The organism is Microbacterium sp. NPDC058345, from assembly GCF_042723855.1.
Classification (GTDB): domain Bacteria; phylum Actinomycetota; class Actinomycetes; order Actinomycetales; family Microbacteriaceae; genus Microbacterium.
The window spans coordinates 1-1,575 of the sequence record NZ_JBHXIG010000005.1; the positions used below are offsets into that span (position 1 = coordinate 1).

Annotated in this window: 1 rRNA gene; it reads left to right on the top strand. The window is 56.1% G+C overall.

Features of this window, described 5'->3' with window-relative positions:
- The first annotated feature begins 17 nt into the window (after nt 1–17).
- A 16S ribosomal RNA gene (locus ACFWH5_RS15425) occupies nt 18–1,542 on the top strand.
- Nucleotides 1,543–1,575: the final 33 nt, after the last annotated feature.

A 1,575-nucleotide genomic window follows, 5' to 3' on the forward strand; every position in this document is an offset into this window, starting at 1 on the left:
GGTGTATGCATTTCTTTTTTACGGAGAGTTTGATCCTGGCTCAGGATGAACGCTGGCGGCGTGCTTAACACATGCAAGTCGAACGATGAACCGGGTGCTTGCACTCGGGGATTAGTGGCGAACGGGTGAGTAACACGTGAGCAACCTGCCCCTGACTCTGGGATAAGCGCTGGAAACGGCGTCTAATACTGGATATGTCCCGTCACCGCATGGTGTGCGGGTGGAAAGATTTTTCGGTTGGGGATGGGCTCGCGGCCTATCAGCTTGTTGGTGAGGTAATGGCTCACCAAGGCGTCGACGGGTAGCCGGCCTGAGAGGGTGACCGGCCACACTGGGACTGAGACACGGCCCAGACTCCTACGGGAGGCAGCAGTGGGGAATATTGCACAATGGGCGGAAGCCTGATGCAGCAACGCCGCGTGAGGGATGACGGCCTTCGGGTTGTAAACCTCTTTTAGCAGGGAAGAAGCGAGAGTGACGGTACCTGCAGAAAAAGCACCGGCTAACTACGTGCCAGCAGCCGCGGTAATACGTAGGGTGCAAGCGTTATCCGGAATTATTGGGCGTAAAGAGCTCGTAGGCGGTCTGTCGCGTCTGCTGTGAAATCCCGAGGCTCAACCTCGGGCTTGCAGTGGGTACGGGCAGACTAGAGTGCGGTAGGGGAGATTGGAATTCCTGGTGTAGCGGTGGAATGCGCAGATATCAGGAGGAACACCGATGGCGAAGGCAGATCTCTGGGCCGTAACTGACGCTGAGGAGCGAAAGGGTGGGGAGCAAACAGGCTTAGATACCCTGGTAGTCCACCCCGTAAACGTTGGGAACTAGTTGTGGGGTCCTTTCCACGGATTCCGTGACGCAGCTAACGCATTAAGTTCCCCGCCTGGGGAGTACGGCCGCAAGGCTAAAACTCAAAGGAATTGACGGGGACCCGCACAAGCGGCGGAGCATGCGGATTAATTCGATGCAACGCGAAGAACCTTACCAAGGCTTGACATACACGAGAACGGGCCAGAAATGGTCAACTCTTTGGACACTCGTGAACAGGTGGTGCATGGTTGTCGTCAGCTCGTGTCGTGAGATGTTGGGTTAAGTCCCGCAACGAGCGCAACCCTCGTTCTATGTTGCCAGCACGTAATGGTGGGAACTCATGGGATACTGCCGGGGTCAACTCGGAGGAAGGTGGGGATGACGTCAAATCATCATGCCCCTTATGTCTTGGGCTTCACGCATGCTACAATGGCCGGTACAATGGGCTGCGATACCGTAAGGTGGAGCGAATCCCAAAAAGCCGGTCCCAGTTCGGATTGAGGTCTGCAACTCGACCTCATGAAGTCGGAGTCGCTAGTAATCGCAGATCAGCAACGCTGCGGTGAATACGTTCCCGGGTCTTGTACACACCGCCCGTCAAGTCATGAAAGTCGGTAACACCTGAAGCCGGTGGCCTAACCCTTGTGGAGGGAGCCGTCGAAGGTGGGATTGGTAATTAGGACTAAGTCGTAACAAGGTAGCCGTACCGGAAGGTGCGGCTGGATCACCTCCTTTCTAAGGAGCACTGCGGTCTTCGGGCCGACAGAG